At 73.5% G+C, this 17,227-nt stretch carries 18 protein-coding genes; 2 read left to right on the plus strand and 16 right to left on the minus strand.

Annotated features, from left to right (window positions below; translation table 11 throughout):
* Nucleotides 1-15 precede the first annotated feature (15 nt).
* The 4 genes from HJG43_10870 to hppD all read right to left on the minus strand — a co-directional run bounded on the left by HJG43_10870 (nucleotide 16) and on the right by hppD (nucleotide 3,507).
* Nucleotides 16-1,368, minus strand: coding sequence for a homoserine dehydrogenase (locus HJG43_10870; GenBank protein UER54960.1), 1,353 nt, complete (start codon nucleotides 1,366-1,368; stop codon nucleotides 16-18).
* Between the two features lie 129 nt (nucleotides 1,369-1,497).
* Nucleotides 1,498-1,911 (minus strand): type II toxin-antitoxin system VapC family toxin, encoded by a 414-nt coding sequence (locus HJG43_10875; protein UER54961.1) that lies wholly within the window; start codon nucleotides 1,909-1,911, stop codon nucleotides 1,498-1,500.
* Complete coding sequence (locus tag HJG43_10880; protein ID UER54962.1) at nucleotides 1,908-2,135, minus strand: Arc family DNA-binding protein; 228 nt, start codon at nucleotides 2,133-2,135, stop codon at nucleotides 1,908-1,910. The genes HJG43_10875 and HJG43_10880 overlap by 4 nt, the downstream gene beginning before the upstream one ends.
* Before the next feature lie 61 nt (nucleotides 2,136-2,196).
* The gene (hppD, locus tag HJG43_10885; protein ID UER54963.1) at nucleotides 2,197-3,507 is read right to left on the minus strand and encodes a 4-hydroxyphenylpyruvate dioxygenase; all 1,311 of its coding nucleotides are present in this window, start codon (nucleotides 3,505-3,507) and stop codon (nucleotides 2,197-2,199) included.
* Nucleotides 3,508-3,582: 75 nt separating this feature from the next.
* Here hppD and HJG43_10890 point away from each other — a divergent pair, with 75 nt between their 5' ends.
* A complete protein-coding gene (locus tag HJG43_10890) occupies nucleotides 3,583-4,110 on the plus strand; it encodes an Lrp/AsnC family transcriptional regulator (GenBank protein ID UER54964.1) in 528 nt (175 codons plus the stop codon).
* Complete coding sequence (locus tag HJG43_10895; protein ID UER54965.1) at nucleotides 4,110-5,906, plus strand: diguanylate cyclase; 1,797 nt, start codon at nucleotides 4,110-4,112, stop codon at nucleotides 5,904-5,906. Before HJG43_10890 ends, HJG43_10895 begins: the two co-directional genes overlap by 1 nt.
* A 30-nt stretch (nucleotides 5,907-5,936) precedes the next feature.
* Here the strand turns inward: HJG43_10895 and HJG43_10900 are convergent, their stop codons facing one another.
* From HJG43_10900 to HJG43_10955, 12 genes are all read right to left on the minus strand, one after another.
* Entirely contained in the window at nucleotides 5,937-6,578 is a 642-nt protein-coding gene (locus tag HJG43_10900) for a helix-turn-helix domain-containing protein (protein ID UER54966.1), read from the minus strand.
* Between the two features lie 11 nt (nucleotides 6,579-6,589).
* Nucleotides 6,590-8,971 (minus strand): pyruvate dehydrogenase, encoded by a 2,382-nt coding sequence (locus tag HJG43_10905; GenBank protein ID UER55902.1) that lies wholly within the window; start codon nucleotides 8,969-8,971, stop codon nucleotides 6,590-6,592.
* Between the two features lie 272 nt (nucleotides 8,972-9,243).
* On the minus strand, nucleotides 9,244-9,618 hold the full coding sequence (gene trxA, locus HJG43_10910) for a thioredoxin (GenBank protein ID UER54967.1): 375 nt from the start codon (nucleotides 9,616-9,618) through the stop codon (nucleotides 9,244-9,246).
* An 82-nt stretch (nucleotides 9,619-9,700) separates the two neighbouring features.
* Nucleotides 9,701-11,488 (minus strand): DEAD/DEAH box helicase, encoded by a 1,788-nt coding sequence (locus HJG43_10915; protein ID UER54968.1) that lies wholly within the window; start codon nucleotides 11,486-11,488, stop codon nucleotides 9,701-9,703.
* 68 nt (nucleotides 11,489-11,556) lie between these two features.
* Entirely contained in the window at nucleotides 11,557-11,946 is a 390-nt protein-coding gene (locus HJG43_10920) for a type II toxin-antitoxin system death-on-curing family toxin (GenBank protein ID UER54969.1), read from the minus strand.
* Nucleotides 11,943-12,140, minus strand: a complete 198-nt coding sequence (locus tag HJG43_10925; GenBank protein ID UER54970.1) for a ribbon-helix-helix protein, CopG family — start codon at nucleotides 12,138-12,140, stop codon at nucleotides 11,943-11,945. Before HJG43_10925 ends, HJG43_10920 begins: the two co-directional genes overlap by 4 nt.
* A gap of 64 nt (nucleotides 12,141-12,204) precedes the next feature.
* Entirely contained in the window at nucleotides 12,205-12,504 is a 300-nt protein-coding gene (locus HJG43_10930; GenBank protein ID UER54971.1) for a DUF3039 domain-containing protein, read from the minus strand.
* Between the two features lie 33 nt (nucleotides 12,505-12,537).
* Nucleotides 12,538-13,101, minus strand: coding sequence for a YqgE/AlgH family protein (locus HJG43_10935; protein UER54972.1), 564 nt, complete (start codon nucleotides 13,099-13,101; stop codon nucleotides 12,538-12,540).
* Nucleotides 13,102-13,105: 4 nt separating this feature from the next.
* Complete coding sequence (locus HJG43_10940; GenBank protein UER55903.1) at nucleotides 13,106-13,480, minus strand: VanZ family protein; 375 nt, start codon at nucleotides 13,478-13,480, stop codon at nucleotides 13,106-13,108.
* Nucleotides 13,477-14,526 carry an ABC transporter ATP-binding protein gene (locus HJG43_10945; GenBank protein ID UER54973.1) on the minus strand — a complete coding sequence of 350 codons (1,050 nt, stop codon included), beginning with the start codon at nucleotides 14,524-14,526 and terminating at the stop codon, nucleotides 13,477-13,479. Before HJG43_10945 ends, HJG43_10940 begins: the two co-directional genes overlap by 4 nt.
* Nucleotides 14,523-16,022 carry an iron ABC transporter permease gene (locus HJG43_10950; GenBank protein ID UER54974.1) on the minus strand — a complete coding sequence of 500 codons (1,500 nt, stop codon included), beginning with the start codon at nucleotides 16,020-16,022 and terminating at the stop codon, nucleotides 14,523-14,525. The genes HJG43_10945 and HJG43_10950 overlap by 4 nt, the downstream gene beginning before the upstream one ends.
* A gap of 101 nt (nucleotides 16,023-16,123) precedes the next feature.
* A complete protein-coding gene (locus tag HJG43_10955) occupies nucleotides 16,124-17,128 on the minus strand; it encodes an extracellular solute-binding protein (GenBank protein UER55904.1) in 1,005 nt (334 codons plus the stop codon).
* Between the last annotated feature and the right edge of the window lie 99 nt (nucleotides 17,129-17,227).

The raw sequence follows: 17,227 nt of genomic DNA on the forward strand, positions 1-17,227 counted from the left end.
GGTTCGTCCGGCCAGTCAGTCGCTCATCACGCGCAGCACGGAGGCCACCGCGTCGACGACGTCCAGCTTGGCCAGCGCGTCGACGGTCGCGCCGAGCGCGGCGTCCCGCGCGGTGTGCGTGACGATGGTCAGCGTCGCACGCCGGGTGGCGTGGTCGTCCTGCTCGCCGGCGACGGTCTGCCGGAGGGTCTCGATGCTCACCTCGTGCTCGGCGAACACCCGCGCGACCTGCTCCAGCACGCCGGGCCGGTCCTCGACGTCCAGGCGCACGTGGTAGCGGGTCAGCACCTCGCCCATCGGGCGGGTGGGCAGGTCGGCGTAGCGGGACTCCCGTGGGCCGAGCCCGCCGTGGACCCGGTGCCGGGCGGCCGAGACCAGGTCACCGAGGACGGCGCTGGCCGTCGGGGCGCCGCCGGCGCCCTGGCCGTAGAACATCAACGGACCGGCGGCGGCGGCCTCCACGAACACCGCGTTGAAGGCGCCGCGGACCGATGCCAGCGGGTGGTCGCGCGGGATCATCGTGGGGTGGACCCGCACGGACACGCCGTCCGGGTCGGTGGTCCGTTCGCAGATGGCCAGGAGCTTGACGACGGTGTCCGAGGCGCGCGCGGCGGCGACGTCCGCGGCGGTGACGCCGGTGATGCCCTCGCGGTGCACCCGTTCCAGGGGCACCCGGGTGTGGAACGCGAGGCTGGCGAGGATCGCGGCCTTGGCGGCCGCGTCGAACCCCTCGACGTCCGCCGTCGGGTCGGCCTCGGCGTACCCGAGCGCCTGGGCCTGCTCGACGGCGTCGTCGAAGCCGGCGCCGGTGGAGTGCATCTGGTCCAGGACGTAGTTCGTCGTGCCGTTGACGATGCCGAGCACCCGCTCGACCCGGTCGCCGGCGAGGGACTCGCGGACCGGCCGGACGATCGGGATGGCGCCGGCGACCGCCGCCTCGAAGTACAGGTCGACGCCGTGCTCGGCGGCCGCCTCGTAGAGGGTCGGGCCGTCCTCGGCGAGCAGCGCCTTGTTGGCGGTGACCACCGAGGCGCCGGACGCCATCGCCCGCAGCAGCAAGGAGCGGACCGGCTCGATCCCGCCGACCACCTCGACGACGACGTCGACGTCGGCGACGAGCGCCTCGGCGTCCGTGGTGAGCAGGTGGGCCGGGATCGCGGGGTCGCGGCGCCGGTCCGGACGACGGACGGCGATGCCGGTGAGCTCCAGCGGGGCACCCACCCGGGCGGCCAGCTCGTCACCCTGGGTCAGCAGCAGTCGCGCGACCTCGGTGCCGACGACCCCGCACCCGAGCAGACCGACCCGAACCGTCACCGCGTTCCCTCCTGCCGAGGTACCTCCCTGCCGACCAGGCTCCCGCCCGGGCACGCGACCCGCGCCGAGTGCCTCGGCATCCTCCCGTGTCCCGTTGTTCGGGCGAACCCCGTCCCACCATCCGGACGTGCCCAGGGCCACGGCCCGGGTCCGCGCCCGGGGAACGGGGCAGCCCTCGAACGCTCACGGGTGCCACGGATTCAGGCAGGCCACACCAAGGGGTTCGAAGTGCTTGGTGTTCCGCGTCACGACTGTCATCCCGGCGGACTCGGCGATGGCCGCGATCAGCGCGTCGTCCAAGGGTGCGTGCTCGGGAACACGATACGCCGCCAGGACCCGCGCAGCCGACACGTCGAAGGGCAGCACCCGGTCCGCAAAGGCGGTCAGCACGTTGTCCTCGAACCAGCGACGCAGGACGGCGCCCTGCTGGGCATCGGCTCGCTCTTTGGCAATCACTCCCCGCTCGATCTCCGCGATGGTGAAGGCTGAGACGAAGAGGTCAGCCAACGGGACCGACGCGGCCCACGCCTCGACGGGCTGGTTGCGCCCTCGAACGCGCAGCGCCGACACCACGTTGGTGTCCAGCAGGTACCTCACAGGGGCGCTGAGCCTGCGGTCACGCCAAGCCGCTCGGGTTCGAACTCGATGTCGGCGCCCTCGTCGGTGCCCAGAACGTCGACGATGGTGACCGGTTCTCCCTGCAGAGCCTTCGTGAGGACGTCGCGCGCCTCCGCTTCGACCGACCGATGATGCGCCTCGGCGCGCGCACGGAGCGCGGCCTTCGTCCCGGCGGGAAGGTTGCGGATCAGAATCTGTTCCACGACACCACCTCCGATATCACCATCACGATATCACCATCACGATATCGCTAGAAGGGTGGCGTCAGAGGTTGCCGCGGCGGGCCTGCTCGCGCTCGATGGCCTCGAAGAGCGCCTTGAAGTTGCCCTTGCCGAAGCCCAGCGACCCGTGCCGCTCGATCAGCTCGTAGAACACGGTCGGCCGGTCGCCGATCGGCGTGGTGAAGATCTGCAGCAGGTAGCCGTCCTCGTCCCGGTCGACGAGGATCCGCCGCTTCTGCAGCTCCTCCACCGGCACCCGGACCTGACCGATGCGCTCACGCAGCTCAGGGTCCTCGTAGTAGGAGTCCGGCGTGTCGAGGAACTGCACCCCGGCGGCACGCATCTCGTCGACAGTGCGCAGGATGTCGTTCGTGGCCAGGGCGATGTGCTGAGCACCGGCACCGTCGTAGAACTCGAGGAACTCGTCGATCTGCGACTTCTTCTTGGCGATGGCCGGCTCGTTCAGCGGGAACTTCACCCGGTGGTTGCCGTTGGCGACCACCTTCGACATGAGCGCCGAGTAGTCGGTGGCGATGTCGTCACCGATGAACTCCGCCATGTTCACGAAGCCCATCACCTTGTTGTAGAAGGCGACCCACTCGTCCATCTTGCCGAGCTCGACGTTGCCGACGACGTGGTCGACGGCCTGGAAGAGCCGCTTCGGGGCCCCCTCGCGTCGGGTGACGACGGTCTCGCGCGCCTCGTACCCCGGCAGGTACGGCCCGCTGTAGCGGGACCGGTCGACCAGGGAGTGCCTCGTGTCGCCGTACGCGGCGATGGCTGCGACGCGAACGGTCCCGTGCTCGTCGGACACGTCGTGTGGCTCCTCCAGCACGGTCGCGCCGGCGGACCGGGCGTGGTCGATGCACCGGTCGACGTCGGGCACCTCGAGCGCCAGGTCGACGACCCCGTCACCGTGCTTGCGGTGGTGGTCGAGCAGCGGGCTCGAGGGGTGCACACCGCCGGACACCACGAACCGGGCCGAGCCGGACTTCAGCACGTAGGACTTGTGGTCCCGGTTGCCGGTCTCCGGGCCGGAGTAGGCGACGAGGTCCATCCCGAACGCGAGCTGGTAGAAGTGCGCGGTCTGGGTGGCGTTGCCGACAACGAAGTGGACGGCGTCCATCGCCGTCACCGGGAACGGGTCGGTGCTCTCGTCGTACTCGACCAGGCCCACGAGCTGCTTGAGCTGCTCGAGGTCCAGGTCGGCCTCACGCTCCTGGGGAGTGAGGTCGGGCTCGGCGTGCGTCGTCACGGTTCCTCCTGCAGCGGTGGCGGACGGGTGTTTCCGGAAGGGTGTCCGACGTCCGCGGTTCGGACAACAGCCCGTCGCTTTGCTGGTCACTGTGTACATTTCCGGGCCGGACTTCGATGTGCTGCTGGTCAGAATGACCAGTGGCCTCCGGTGAGCAGAGGAGACGGGACGACCATGATCGACCGCCTGGACGCCGACCTCGTCGCACTGCTGCACGCCGAGCCCCGGATCGGGGTGCTCGAGGCCTCCCGCCGGCTCGGTGTGGCTCGCGGCACCGTGCAGGCCCGGCTGGAGAAGCTGCAGCGCACCGGCGTCGTCACCGGGTTCGGCCCGGAGGTGGACCCCGCCGCCCTGGGCTACCCGGTCACCGCGTTCTGCACGCTGGAGATCCGCCAGGGCCTCGGGCACCGCGTGGTCGCCGACCACCTCGCCGAGGTGCCGGAGGTGCTCGAGGCGCACACCGTGTCGGGCGCCGGCGACCTGCTGATCCGGGTCGTCGCACGGTCCAACGCGGACCTGCAGCGGGTCATCGACGAGGTGGTGGACGGCGAGCACGTCGTGCGGTCCTCGACCCTCATCGCGCTGCAGACCCAGTTCGGCACCCGCACCCTGCCGCTCGTCCAGGCCGCTGCCCGAGAGGGCGGGCCAGTTCGTCGACGAGACGTGAAGTACGACCCTGCACCTGCCGATGGGCTCCTGTGATGCCGGAGTCGACGCAGCGCGCCTGGCGCCGCCTGTGGGACCACCTGGCGGCGCGGGCCGTGCTGCTCGGCGTCGCCGTGTTCGGGCTGAGCCTGGCGGCGGTCATGCTGCGCCCCGAGGGTACGCACGTCGCCGTCTGGTGGCCGGCGGCCGCGGTGGCGGTCGCGGTGACGGTGCTGTCGCCGCGGCGGCACTGGCTGGTCCTCGCCGCCGTCGTCCTGGTGTCCTCCGCGCTGGCCAACTACGTCGGTGGCCGGACGCCGGTCACGGCCCTGGCGTTCGGGGTGGCGAACGCCGTCGAACCGCTCGTGGCGGCCGGCTGGCTCATGCAGGGCCGGGACCGGCCGTTCCGGCTGCGGACGGTGGAGGACTCCGTCCGGCTGATCTCCGCTGCCGCCCTCGGGGCGCTGGCCGCCGGCACGGTCGCGGCCCTGACCGCCGGCCTGTTCCTGCCCGACTCGCCGTGGACGGAGCTGCGGTCGATCACGTTCGCGCACGCGGCGGCCGTGCTTGTCGCCACTCCCGTGTTCCTCACCATCTCCTCCCCGCACGACCCGGTGCACCGGCGCGCCGAGGCACTCGCCCAGTGGTCGGCCGTCACGGTGGTCACCGCGATCGTGTTCTCGCCCACGCACCACTACCCACTGAGCTTCCTTCCGCTGCCCTTCCTCGTCTGGGGCGCGGTCCGTCTGGGCAGCCGGCACACCACCGCCCAGCTGCTGCTCTTCGGACTCGCGGTCTCCTTCGCCAGCGCCCAGCAACGCGGGCCGTTCCTCGACGTCCCCGGCGGCAACCTCGCGCTGTCGGTGTCCGTCGTCCAGCTCTACCTAGCGACCTACGCGACGATGCTCGTGCCGCTGGTGCTGGCCGCCCGTCAGCGCCGGGAGGACCTGGCCCGGCTGCGGTCCAGCGAGCAGCTCTACCGGCTGACGTTCGACGGCTCGCTCGTCGGGATGATGATGCTGCGCCTGGACCGGACATCAGCGTCGCCCCGGCTGCTCGTCGAACGCACGAACGAGACAGCTGCGGCGGTGTTCGGCCGCCGGCCCGAGCAGCTCGTCGGGTCCGAGCTGTGCCAGCTCGTCGACGAGCGGGACCGCGACCTGCTCTACCGCGCCGTGACCGCGGTCCTCGAGGCGGACGACGTGACCTGGCAGGGCGACGTCCGGCTCACTGTGGGTGCGGGCCTGCGGTGGGCGGAGATGGCGATGGCCCGGCTGGCTGACCAGGAGGAATCCGTGGTCACCGTCCAGATCGTCGACGTCACCGAGCAGCGTACGAGCGAACGACGGCTGCGCGAGCTGGCCCTGCACGACGCGCTGACTGGGCTGCCGAACCGCACCCTGCTCGACGACCGGGTCACCCGGACCCTGGAGGACCGGCGGGTCGGCCGGGGCGCACTGCTGTTCTGCGACCTCGACGACTTCAAGGAGGTCAACGACTCCGCCGGCCACGCCGCCGGTGACGCGGTGCTCGTCGAGATCGCCCGGCGACTGCTCGCCGTGGTCCGCCCCGGCGACACGGTCTCCCGGCTGGGCGGGGACGAGTTCGTCGTCTTCTGCCCTGGCGCCGGTGTCGGCGAGGCGCTCCCGATCGCCGAGCGGGTCGTCGCCGCGCTGTCCCACCCGGTCGAGGTCGCCGGGACGGCGCACGCGGTGCGGGTGAGCGTGGGGCTGACCGAGGTGGCCCGGGACAGCACCTTCGACGCCGCCCTGCGGGAGGCGGACCAGGCGATGTACGCCGCCAAGGCCGCGGGCAAGGGCCGGGTCACCACCTACCAGCCGGCGCAGGCCTGACCGGCGCGGTGCGATGACTTGACCGGTCACTCAGGCGAGCGCCGCCGCGACCTCGGCGGCCGCTGCCCGGACCGCCCGGTGGGCGAGCGGTCGGTCGAGGTCACCGAGCGCGACGACACCGACGGAGGCGTCCAGCTCGGTGAGCGGCACCGGTGCCGCGACCCCGACCGCCCCGGGCTGCAGCTCGGAGTCCGTGCTCACGACGTCCCGGTCGCCGCGGCGGCCGGCGAGGATGGCCCGCCCGGCTGCCCCCCGGTCCAGCGGGTGCCGGGAACCGACCCGGTAGGAGACGTGGAAGTCCGTGCGAGTCGGCTCGACGACGACCACGGCGAGCGCCTCCCCGCCGTCGGCGATCGTGAGGTGGGCAGTGGCCCGCACCTCGTCGGCGAGGCGCCGGAGCACCGGGGCGGCGGCCTCCCGCAGCAGCGGGTGCACGCGTCGGGCCAGGGACAGCACGCCGATCCCGAGGCGCACCCGCCCGTCGTCGCTGCGTCGTACCAGCCGGTGCTCGGCAAGCGTGCCGAGCAGCCGGTAGACCACCGGGCGGGCGACGCCGAGGGCAGCCGCGATCTCGGTGACGGTGAGACCGGTGCGACCGTGCTGCTCCTCGGCGAGCAGCTCGAGCAGACGCAGGGCCCGGTCGAGGGTCTGTGACGTCTCGGCAGCGGCCACGGGTGGGTGTCCTACAGGCTGAGCGCGGCGAGCGCGGCGTTGGTCACGGACCCGGGCAGCAGGTCGTGCAGCTCGTAGAGGTCGTGCACGCTGCCGGACTGGCCGAACTCGTCGACCCCGAGCGGGACGGCCGGCACGCCGAGGGCGGAGCCCAGCCAGGCCATCGCGTGGCTGGCGGCGTCGTGCACGGTGACCACGGGTGCCCGGTCGGGGAAGACGGTGCGCAGCACACCGGGTACCGAGGGGGCGGTCGCCGTCCGCACGCCCTGCCGCAGCGTCCGCTGCCAGGCGGCGTAGACGCGGTCCAGGCTCGTCACGTCGACGACGTGAGCCGCGATGCCCTCCTCGGCCAGCTCCTCGGCAGCCGCGAGCACCTCCGGCAGCACCGCGCCGGACCCGACGAGGTGGACGACCGGCGCCTGCTGCTCGACGAGCTCGGGGTGGGCGACGTGCGCGTCAAGGAGCCGGTAGGCCCCGGCGAGCACCTGCCGGCGCAGCACGGCGTCCCCGACCCGGGCCCGGGCCGCCTCGAACGGCGACTGGTCGATCGGCCGGGTGGTGAGCCGCAGGTAGTAGGCGCCGTCGTCGTGCGGGGCGGCGGTGCGCGGCGTCCGCTCCCCGCCGGTGGCGATCCGGCCGAGAGCGTCGCACATCAGCCAGTCCAGAGCGGTGGCGTAGGCGGGCTCGATGAACGTGACCCCCGGCAGCTCCACGCCGATGGACGCGGTGATCGACGACTGGTGGGCCCCGCCCTCGGGGGCGAGTGTGACCCCGGACGGCGTCCCCGCGACGAGGAACCGCGAGCCGGAGTACGTGCCGTAGATGAAGGCGTCCAGGCCGCGGGCCACGAAGGGGTCGTAGACGGTGCCGACGGGCAGCAGCGGCTGGCCGGAGTGGTCCCACGCCAGACCCAGCTGGCCGAGCAGGAGGAACAGGTTCATCTCCGAGATGCCCAGCTCGATGTGCTGGCCGGTCGGGCCCTCGGCCCACTTCAGCACGGGGTCGGCGTTCCACGACCGGCGCTCGGTGGGGGCGAAGACACCGGTCCGGTTGATGAACCCGGCGAGGTTGGTCGACGTCGCGACGTCCGGGGCGGTGGTGACGAGGTAGGGCGCGACCGACGGGTCGCGGGAGAGGTCGACGAGCACCCGGCCGAAGACCTCCTGGGTGCTGACCGGCTTGGTGGCCCGCACGCCGGTGGAGTCCGGCACGCTCACGCCGGCCAGCCGCGGTGAGCGGGTCCGCCGGGCCAGCGCGCGGGCGCGCCGCTCGACCCACTGCCCCGCCGGGGTGGCCGGGTCGAGCCGGTCCCACTCGGTGGCCGTGTCCAGGCCGGTCTGCTCACGCAGTCGGTCGATCTGCTCGCCGGAGAGCAGGGCGGAGTGGTTGCGCGGGTTTCCCGCGATGGGCAGTCCCCACCCCTTGATGGTGTAGGCGAACACGACGCTGGGCCGGTCGGTCTCGGCGTCGCACTCGGTGAGCGCCTCGAGCACGGCCCCGAGGTCGTGGCCGCCGAGATCGGTGACGAGGACGCCGAGGTCGTCGTCGGCGACGTCCCGGACGACGTCCGCCAGGCCGTCGGGGGCGCCGTCGAGGAGCCGTGCGCGCAGCTGGGGACCGGTCAGCCCGAACAGGGACTGGTACTGCTCGTTCGGCATCGCGTCGATCCAGTCGCGCAGCAGGACACCGCCGTCGCGCTCGAAGAACGCCTGCAGCCGCCGGCCGTACTTGACCTCGACAACGTGCCAGCCGTTGGCCTCGAACGCCGAGCGCCACTGGTCGATGCGCACGCCGGGGACAACGCGGTCCAGGGACTGGCGGTTGAAGTCGACGACCCAGGTGACCCGACCGAGGCCCTGGGTGGCGGCGTCCGCGACGGCCTCCCAGATGTTGCCCTCGTCCAGCTCGGCGTCACCGAGCAGCGCGATGAAGCGGGACGGCTCACGCTCGCCGAAGTGGGCGTCGACGTAGCGGCGGACGGCGGCGGCGAACAGCGGGGCCGCGGCGCCCAGGCCGACCGACCCGGTGGAGAAGTCGACGTCGTCCGGGTCCTTGGTGCGCGAGGGGTAGGACTGCAGGCCGCCGCGGGCGCGCAGCATGGTGAGGTAGCGGCGGTCGAGCCGGCCGAGCAGGTACTGGACGGCATGGAACGCCGGGGAGGCGTGCGGTTTGACCGCGACCCGGTCCTCGGCGTCCAGGTGGGCGAACCACAGGGCGGTGAGGATCGTGACGAGGGACGCCGAGGACGCCGGGTGACCGCCGACCTTCACCCCGTCGCCGGTGTCCCGCTCGCGGTTCGCCGCGTCGATGATCCGGGTGGACAGCCACAGCACTCGGCGCTGGATCTCGTCGAGGACGTCGAGGTCGACCCCGGGCTCGGCGGCGGCGGACATCCGCCGGGGGGCGACCCGGGGGGCCTGGGACGGCGCGGCCGGCGGCGGCGCGCCGTCCACCGGGAACCGGCCGGGCAGCGGGGCGGTGGCGGCGTCGGTCACGGCGGCGACTGTAGGCCCCGGCCTGGGTTCAGCCGAACACCCCCGCACCCCGCCCACGTCATGGGGGCTTGACGTGGGCTCACCGTCGTCGCGGCGCACGTCAAGCCCGCAGGACGCGAAGGTGGCGGGACTGACTGATCACGGACGGGGTGTCGGTGATCAGGAGCGGGTCAGACGCGGCCGGCGGCCTTGAGCTGCTCGTCGTACTGCTTCTTGACCTCGTCCATGTCGAGATCGCGCACCTGACGCAGCAGGTCCTCGAGCGCCGGTCGCGGCAGCGCTCCCGGCTGTCCGAACACCGGGATGCCGTCGCGATAGATGACCAGCGTGGGGATCGACGTCACGCCGTACCGACCGGCGAGCTCGGGCTGGTCCTCGGTGTCGACCTTGGCGAAGGTGGCGTCCGGGTTCTCCTGCGAGACCTGCTCGAACACCGGGGCGAACTGGCGGCACGGACCGCACCACTCGGCCCAGAAGTCGATGAGGACGATGCCGTCCTGGACGGTCTCGTCGTGGTTCTCCATGGTCATCGTCGTCGTAGCCATGGTCCCTGTAACCGAGGACGGCGGCAGGGTGTTCCACCACCGCCCGCACGTGACGCACTTCATACCCCAGGGGGTATAGCCCTCAGCGGCGGCCGACGAACCAGTCCCGCAGCGTGTCGATGCGGGTCTGCAGCTGCTCGGGGGTGGCCCGGGCCACCTCCGTCCCGCCGCCGAGCCGGCGCAGCTCGGCGTGCACCACGGCGTGCGGCTGACCGGTACGCCGCGCCCACGCCGCGACGAGACCGTTGAGCTCCTTGCGCAGCGCAGCGGTCCGACGGTGCACGGCGGCGTCGGTGACTTCCGCCGGCTCCTGGCGCCCTGTGCCCCGGCGCCTGGCGTGGTCCGCCTGACGCTGGCGCAGCAACGTGGCGACCTGGTCGGGCTCGAGCAGCCCGGGGATACCGAGGAAGTCCTGCTCCTCGTCGCTGCCGGGCTCGGCGTGGGACCCGAACTCACCGCCGTCGAAGAGCACCCGGTCGAAGGAGGCCTGCGCCTCCAGCGCCTGGAACGTTCCCTCGGTCAGGTCGCCGGAGGCCTTCTCGGAGCGCTGCGCGGCCTCGACCAGGCCGTCCTCGAGCCACTCCTGCGGCTCCTCACTGCGCGGACGGTCCAGGGCGTGGTCGCGCTCGACCTCCATCGCCCCGGCGAGCTCGAGCAGCGCCGGCACGCTCGGCAGGAAGATCGACGCGGTCTCGCCTCGGCGTCGGGCCCGGACGAACCGCCCGACCGCCTGGGCGAAGTACAGCGGCGTGGACGCCGAGGTGGCGTAGACGCCGACGCTGAGCCGCGGGACGTCGACACCCTCGGAGACCATCCGGACGGCGACCATCCACCGCTGGTCGCCCTGGGCAAACTCCTCGATCCGGGAGGACGCGGCCGCGTCGTCCGACAGCACGACGACCGGCTGCTCACCGCTCACCTGCCGCAGCACAGCAGCGTAGGCGCGGGCGGTGCTCTGGTCGGTGGCGATGACGAGCCCGCCGGCGTCCGGCACGTGCCGGCGCACCTCCGACAGCCGCTTGTCGGCGGCCCGCAGCACGGCCGGCACCCACTGCCCGCGGGGGTCCAGCGCGGTGCGCCAGGCCTGGGCGGTCATGTCCTGGGTGAGCGGCTCCCCGAGCCGGGCGCTCACTTCGTCCCCGGCGCGGGTGCGCCAGCGCATCTGCCCGGAGTAGGCGAGGAAGAGCACCGGCCGCACCACCCCGTCGCGCAGGGCGTGCTCGTAGCCGTAGGCGTAGTCAGCCCGGGAACGGCGGACGCCGTCGGCGTCCGGGACGTAGTCGACGAACGGGATCGCCGCGGTGTCGGAGCGGAACGGGGTGCCGGTCAGCGCCAGCCGCCGGGTCGCGGGCTCGAAGGCCTCGCGGACGGCGTCACCCCAGGACAGCGCGTCCCCGGCGTGGTGGATCTCGTCGAGGACGACGAGCGTCGGCGCGGCCTCGGTGCGCGCGCGGTGCAGCATCGGGCGGGCGGCGACCTGGGCGTAGGTGACGACGACACCGTCGTAGTCGCGGCCGTGGGTGCCCTGGCTGTTGCGGAAGGCGGGGTCGATCCGGATCCCGGCCCGGTGCGCGGCGTCCGCCCACTGGGACTTCAGGTGCTCGGTCGGCGCGACGACCGTCACCCGCCGGACGACGCCGCGTTCGAGGAGCTCGGCGGCCACCCGCAGCGCGAACGTCGTCTTCCCGGCGCCGGGGGTGGCCACGGCGAGGAAGTCCCGCGGCTGGCGGCGCAGGTACGTCTGGAGGGCGTCCGCCTGCCAGGCACGCAACTTCGACGCCGTCCCCCAGGGGGCCCGCTCCGGGTACGCCGGGGGGAGCTGCGAGGCGGCGGCGGACGACGCGCGGTGCGGCGTGGAGGAGGAGGTCACGGTCCGGCGAGAGTAACCGAGCCGCGACCGGAGCCGCTCAGCCCGGGCACCCGGCAGCCAAGGCGACGCTACGACTCAGCAGCGCCGTGAGTGCGCAGCCATCCGGCGATGTCCGGCACGTCCAGCTCGCCGGCGGCCGCGCGAACCATCAGGCGCTCAGCGTCGTCGACGGTGTACGCGAGGTCGCGCCCGTTGAGCAGGTAGAAGGTGCGCGTTGCAGCCCAGGCGAGGCGCTTGTTGCCGTCGACGAGGGCGTGGTTGCGCACCAGTGAGTGCAGGAGGGCAGCCGCCTTGTCGTCAAAGGTCGGGTAGGCGTCAACTCCCGAGATCGTGACCCAGGGACGTGCGGCCGCGGAGGCGAGGAGTCCGGCGTCCCTCACCACAACCTCATCAAGCACACCCGTTGCGATCTCAAGGAGGTCCTCGACGGTGAGAAGGTCAAACTCCTCCCCACTCACCTGCTGAGACGCTCGAGGAGCTCATGGTCTTCCGTGCGCACCCGGTTGATGGCGGCGGCCAGACGCTGGGGCCGCTCGGAGACGTACTGCGCGATGGCGGTGCGGGCCACCTCCTGCATCGAACGCCCCTCCTCCTGGGCCTTCGCGCGCAGCGCCTCGCTCTCCTCGTCAGTGAGCCGAAGGGTCATTGCCACGACGGCACGGTACCACCGTGGTAGCAGTCACCACAGGACGCGTCGCTGGACGCCAGCAGCATGCTCAGCCGTCGGCGCCCTCGTCCCCGCCCGGCAGGCTCTCGTAGATCTCCTTACACGCCGGGCAGACGGGGAAGCGCTGCGGGTCGCGGCCGGGCACCCAGACCTTGCCGCACAGGGCGATGACCGGCTCGCCGGTCAGCGCCGACTCGAGGATCTTCTCCTTCTTCACGTAGTGCGCGAAGCGCTCGTGGTCGCCGGGCTCGGCCAGCTGCGGCTCCTCGACGAGCTCACGCTCGAGCACGGCCGTGCGCTGCTCTCCCGGGTCTGAGGCGGGCTGCGGCTGCGGGTGCTGCTCGGTCATGACCTCAGTCTAGGCGGGGTCACGCCGCTGCCGTCAGTTGAGCGACGGGTCCTCGGGGAACGTCGCCACGAGTGCCAGGTCGCCGCCCTGACGGCGCAGCACGTCGGCCCACAGCTGCTCGGGGGTGTCGGTGAACGCGTCCCCCGGCTCGGCGTCGACGACGTACCAGGACCCGTCCTCGATCTCGCTCTCCAGCTGGCCCGGCGCCCACCCGGCGTAGCCGGCGAAGATCCGCAGCCGGGTCAGCTCGGGCACGACCACCTCCGGCGGGGTGTCGAGGTCGACGAGGCCGAGGCTGCCGGTGAGCCGGCGGACGCCGAGCGGCTCGGCGTCCGCCGCGCCGGGGACCGACACCAGGCCGAGCGCGGAGTCCAGGGCGACCGGGCCGCCCTGGAACAGCCGGCCGGGGACGGTGACGAACGGCTGCCACACCGGCAGGACGGCGTCCACGTCGATCTCGGTGGGGCGGTTGACGACGACCCCGAGGGCACCGTCCTCACCGTGGTCGAGCAGCAGGACGACGGTGCGGCGGAACTCCTCGTGCACGAGCCGCGGCGTCGCGACGAGGAGCCGTCCGGTCAGGTCCTGGCCCCGCATGCCCTCATTCTGCCCGCCGACGGAGCCGGCCGCCCTGTTGCGCCACGACCACGCCGACCACGGTGCCGACGGCGTCGGCGAGCGCGTCCCACGGGTCGCCGCCGCGGCCGGGCAGCGCGACGTGCTGGACGGCCTCGCTGACCACCGCGTGCGCGAGCAGAACCGCGACGAGCGGTCCCGTGGGCAGACCGGCGCGGTGCCCGGCCCAGGCGACGGCGGCGAACACGAGCAGGTGCACGGCCTTGTCGAGACCGGGCAGGCCGGAGCCGTCGCCGACCGTGGGCCAGTACAAGACGACGAGGTGGACGACGACCGTCACGCCCAGGACCAGCCGGCGCCGCCGCGCCGCGCCGGGCGCACCAGCCGGGGGCACGGTCAGGCGTCGGCGAAGAAGGACACCGGGCCGGCCACGACGACGCCGATCTCCTCGGTGGTGGGCAGCGGACCCTGGGTGCGGCACAGCACCGGCAACGGGGCGCCGTCGGGGCCGGGCACCTGCAGCCGGACGCTCGCGTCGTGGCCGTAGAAGACGGTGCCGACGACGCGGGCGGTGGTCCCGCCCCCGGAGTGCACCATCCGCACCTGCTCGGGCCGGATCACCACCCGGCCCGGGCCCTCGGCGACGTCCCCGCGCAGCAGCGCGAGCCGGCCCAGGGGCGTCTCGGCGACTCCGTCGCGCACCCGGGCGGGCAGCACGACGGCCTCGCCGACGAACGTGGCGACGTCGAGGTCGCCGGGGGCGGCGTAGAGCTGCTGGGGGGAAGCGCTCTGCACGACGACCCCGTCCCGGACGACGGCGACGAGGTCCGCGGTGGACAGGGCCTCCTCCTGGTCGTGGGTGACGAGCAGTCCGGTCGCGCCGGTGGCCCGCAGCGCGGTGCGCACGTCCTCCCGGACGGCGGCCCGCAGGCCGGCGTCCAGGGCGGAGAACGGCTCGTCGAGCAGGACGAGCGCCGGGTCGGGGGCGAGGGCGCGGGCCAGCGCCACCCGCTGCTGCTGGCCGCCGGAGAGCTGGGAGGGCATCCGGTCACCGAGGTCGCCGAGACCGACGAGGGCGAGCAGGTCACGGACCCGTTCGCGGCGTCGCCGGGCGGAGCCGGTGCCGCGCCGGGGCAGGCCGAAGGCCACGTTCTCGGCGACGGTGAGGTGCGGGAACAGCGCACCCTCCTGCGGGACGACGCCGATGCCCCGGCGCTCGGGCGGCACGTGCACCCCCGGCCCGGCCAGCAGCCGGCCGCCGAGGTGCACCTCCCCGGCGTCCGCCCGCTCGAAGCCGGCGACGACGCGCAGCAGCGTGGTCTTGCCGCAGCCGGAGGGGCCCAGCACGGCGGCGAGCTGCCCGGAGGGCACGTCGAGGTCCAGGCCGTGCAGCACCTCGGTGCTGCCGAAGGCCTTGCACAGGCCCCGGACCTTGAGGTCCCTCACCGCTCACCTCCACGTGCGTCGCTCACCAGTGTCTCCTGGGCCCTGGACATCAGGAAGGTCGGGACCGCGGCGAGCAGCACGAGCGCCACCGCGTACGGGGCGGCGGCGGCGTACGCGCCGACCTCGGTCTGCGTCCACAGCTCGGTCGCCAGGGTGTCGACCCCGGTCGGGCGCAGCAAGAGGGTGGCCGGCAGCTCCTTCATCGTCGTCAGCATGACGAGGGCGAAGCCGGCGGCGATGCCGGGCCCGGCCAGCGGCAGCGTGACGTCGCGCAGCACCCCGGCGGGCGTGCGCCCGAGGGAGCGGGCGACCTCCTCCAGACGTGGCGGGCTCTGGCTCACGGCCGCGCGCACCGAGCCGATGGCAGCGGGCATGAACAGCACGGCGTAGGCCAGCACGAGCAGCGGGGTCTGCTGGTAGATCGGCTCGGCGTAGCGGATGCCGAAGAACACCAGCGCCAGGGCGACGACGATGCCGGGCAGGGCGTGACCGGCGTAGGTGGCGTGCTCGAGCATGCGCACCCCGCGACCGGTGTAGCGGGCGGCGAGCACGCCGACGGGGACGGCGAGCGCGGTCGCGGCGAGGGCCCCGAGCAGCGACACCCACAGGGTGGACGCGCCGGCGGGCACGAGACGGCCCCAGTCGACGCCGGCGGACTGGCCGCGGACCACCCAGTAGGCGAGGACGACGGCCGGGTAGCCGAGCGCGAGGGCCGCCACGCCACCGGTGGCGGCCAGGGCGAGCGGCCGGCCGCGGCCGAGGCGCAGCAGCTGCGGGGTGCGGGACGCACCGGCACCGACCCGGGCGTGCTCGGCGCGGCCGCGGCTGCGGGCCTCGGCGACGGTGATGCCGATGGTGATGACGACGAGCACGATGGACAGCACCGCGGCCGGCGTCCGGTCGAAGGAGGCCTGGTAGGAGCTGTAGATGACCCGGGTGAAGACGTCGTAGCGCATCAGCGACGGGGTGCCGAAGTCGCTCAGCGTGTAGAGGGCGACGAGCAGCGCGCCGGCCGCGGCGGCCGGGCGCACCTGGCGGGCGGTGACCGAGACGAAGGTGGCCAGGGCGCTGCGGCCCAGGGACCGGGACACCTCCTCCAGCGCGGGGTCGGTGCGGCTCAGCGCGGCGGCGACCGGCAGGTAGACGTACGGGTAGGTGCTCAGCGTGAGCACCAGCCAGGTGCCGCCGAAGCCCGCCGAGGACGGGACGACCGACACCCACGCGTACGCGGCCACGTAGCTGGGGACCGCGAGCGGCAGGGCGGCCACGACGCTCCAGGCCCGCCGGCCGGGCAGGTCGGTGCGGGTGGTGAGCCACGCCAGCACGACGCCGATGACGACGGCGGCCGCGGTGACCGCGGCGGCCAGGCCCAGGCTGCGCACGACGAGCCAGAAGGTGCGGTCCCGCCACAGCGTGTCGAGGACCGCGGCCGGTCCGGCCTCGACGGCGCGCACGAGGAGGTACCCGATCGGCAGCAGCGCGAGCGCGGCGGCCACGACCGCGGGGACGACGAGGACCGCCGGCGGGCGGCCGGCGGTGGCGGGGCGCCGACGGCGCCGCCGCTGGGTCGGCGGCGCCGTCGGCGCGTCGATCAGAGTCAGGTCAGCCCCACCTCGTCGAGCAGGTCGAGGGTCTCCTCGAGGGAGTCGAGGTCGTTGAGGTCCACGCTCGAGCCCTGGCCGAGCGGCTCGAGGTCGTGCTCGGTGGAGGTGATGCCCTCGACCACCGGGTACTCGGCGGTGCTGTCGGCGAAGTACTGCTGGGCCTCCTCGGAGAGCAGGAACTCCACCGCCCGCTGGGCGGCGTCCTCCTGCTCGGAGCCGGCGATGACGCCCACGCCGGCGACGTTGATCAGGGCGCCGGGGTCGTCGCTGTCGAGGAAGCGGATCTCGGCGTTGACGTTGTCCTCGCCCTGCTCGGCGACCCGCTCGTACCAGTAGTAGTGGTTGATGAGTCCGAGGGCCACCTCGCCGGAGTCCACGGCGTCCAGGACGGCGATGTTGTTGTCGTACTTCTGCACGTCGAGGTCCACGAGCCGCTCGAGCCACTCGCGGGCGCCGTCCTCGCCGCGGTCCAGGCGCAGGGCGGTGACGAAGGACTGGAAGGACGCGTTGGTCGGCGCGACGCCGATGAGCCCCCGGTACCGCTCGTCGAGGACCTCGTCGACGCTCGTCATCTCGGCGGCCTCGGGTGCCTGCCTCGGGTCGTAGGCGACGACCCGGGCGCGGGCGGAGGTGGCGACCCAGCGCCCCTCGTCGTCCGCGTACTGCTCCGGGACCAGGCTCAGCACGTCCTGCGGCAGCTCCGCGAGGCGCCCGGCCTTGGCCAGGGCGCCGAGGGCGCCGGCGTCCTGGGAGAAGAACAGGTCGGCGTCGGTGCTCTCGCCCTCCTCGAGCAGCTGGGCGGCCAGGTCGCTGGAGCCGGCGTAGCGGACCTCGACCTCGGTGCCGACGGCGTCCTCGAGCTGCTCGAGGATGGGGCCGACGAGGTTCTCGTTGCGCCCGGAGTACACGGTGAGCACGTCCTCCCCGCCGAAGGCGCCGCAGCCGGACAGGCCACCGGCGAGGACGACGGTCAGGGCGGCCGCGACGGGGGCGCGCAGCCGGGTGCGGGGCGGGGCGTTCACAGGCTCTCCTCGTCAGGATCCGGGGACGGCGGTTCCAGGGCGACCGCCGGAGGCACCCTACTTAGGACAGCCTTA

The sequence above is a fragment of the Kineosporiaceae bacterium SCSIO 59966 genome, from assembly GCA_020881835.1.
GTDB lineage: Bacteria > Actinomycetota > Actinomycetes > Actinomycetales > SCSIO-59966 > SCSIO-59966.

Coding starts and splice junctions, on each gene's coding strand:
- trxA (UER54967.1), bottom strand. CDS start 9,618: ATGGCTACGACGACGATGACCATGGAGAACCACGACGAGACCGTCCAG.
- HJG43_10935 (UER54972.1), bottom strand. CDS start 13,101: ATGCGGGGCCAGGACCTGACCGGACGGCTCCTCGTCGCGACGCCGCGG.
- hppD (UER54963.1), bottom strand. CDS start 3,507: ATGTACACAGTGACCAGCAAAGCGACGGGCTGTTGTCCGAACCGCGGA.
- HJG43_10930 (UER54971.1), bottom strand. CDS start 12,504: ATGACCGAGCAGCACCCGCAGCCGCAGCCCGCCTCAGACCCGGGAGAG.
- HJG43_10895 (UER54965.1), top strand. CDS start 4,110: ATGCCGGAGTCGACGCAGCGCGCCTGGCGCCGCCTGTGGGACCACCTG.
- HJG43_10890 (UER54964.1), top strand. CDS start 3,583: ATGATCGACCGCCTGGACGCCGACCTCGTCGCACTGCTGCACGCCGAG.
- HJG43_10905 (UER55902.1), bottom strand. CDS start 8,971: ATGTCCGCCGCCGCCGAGCCCGGGGTCGACCTCGACGTCCTCGACGAG.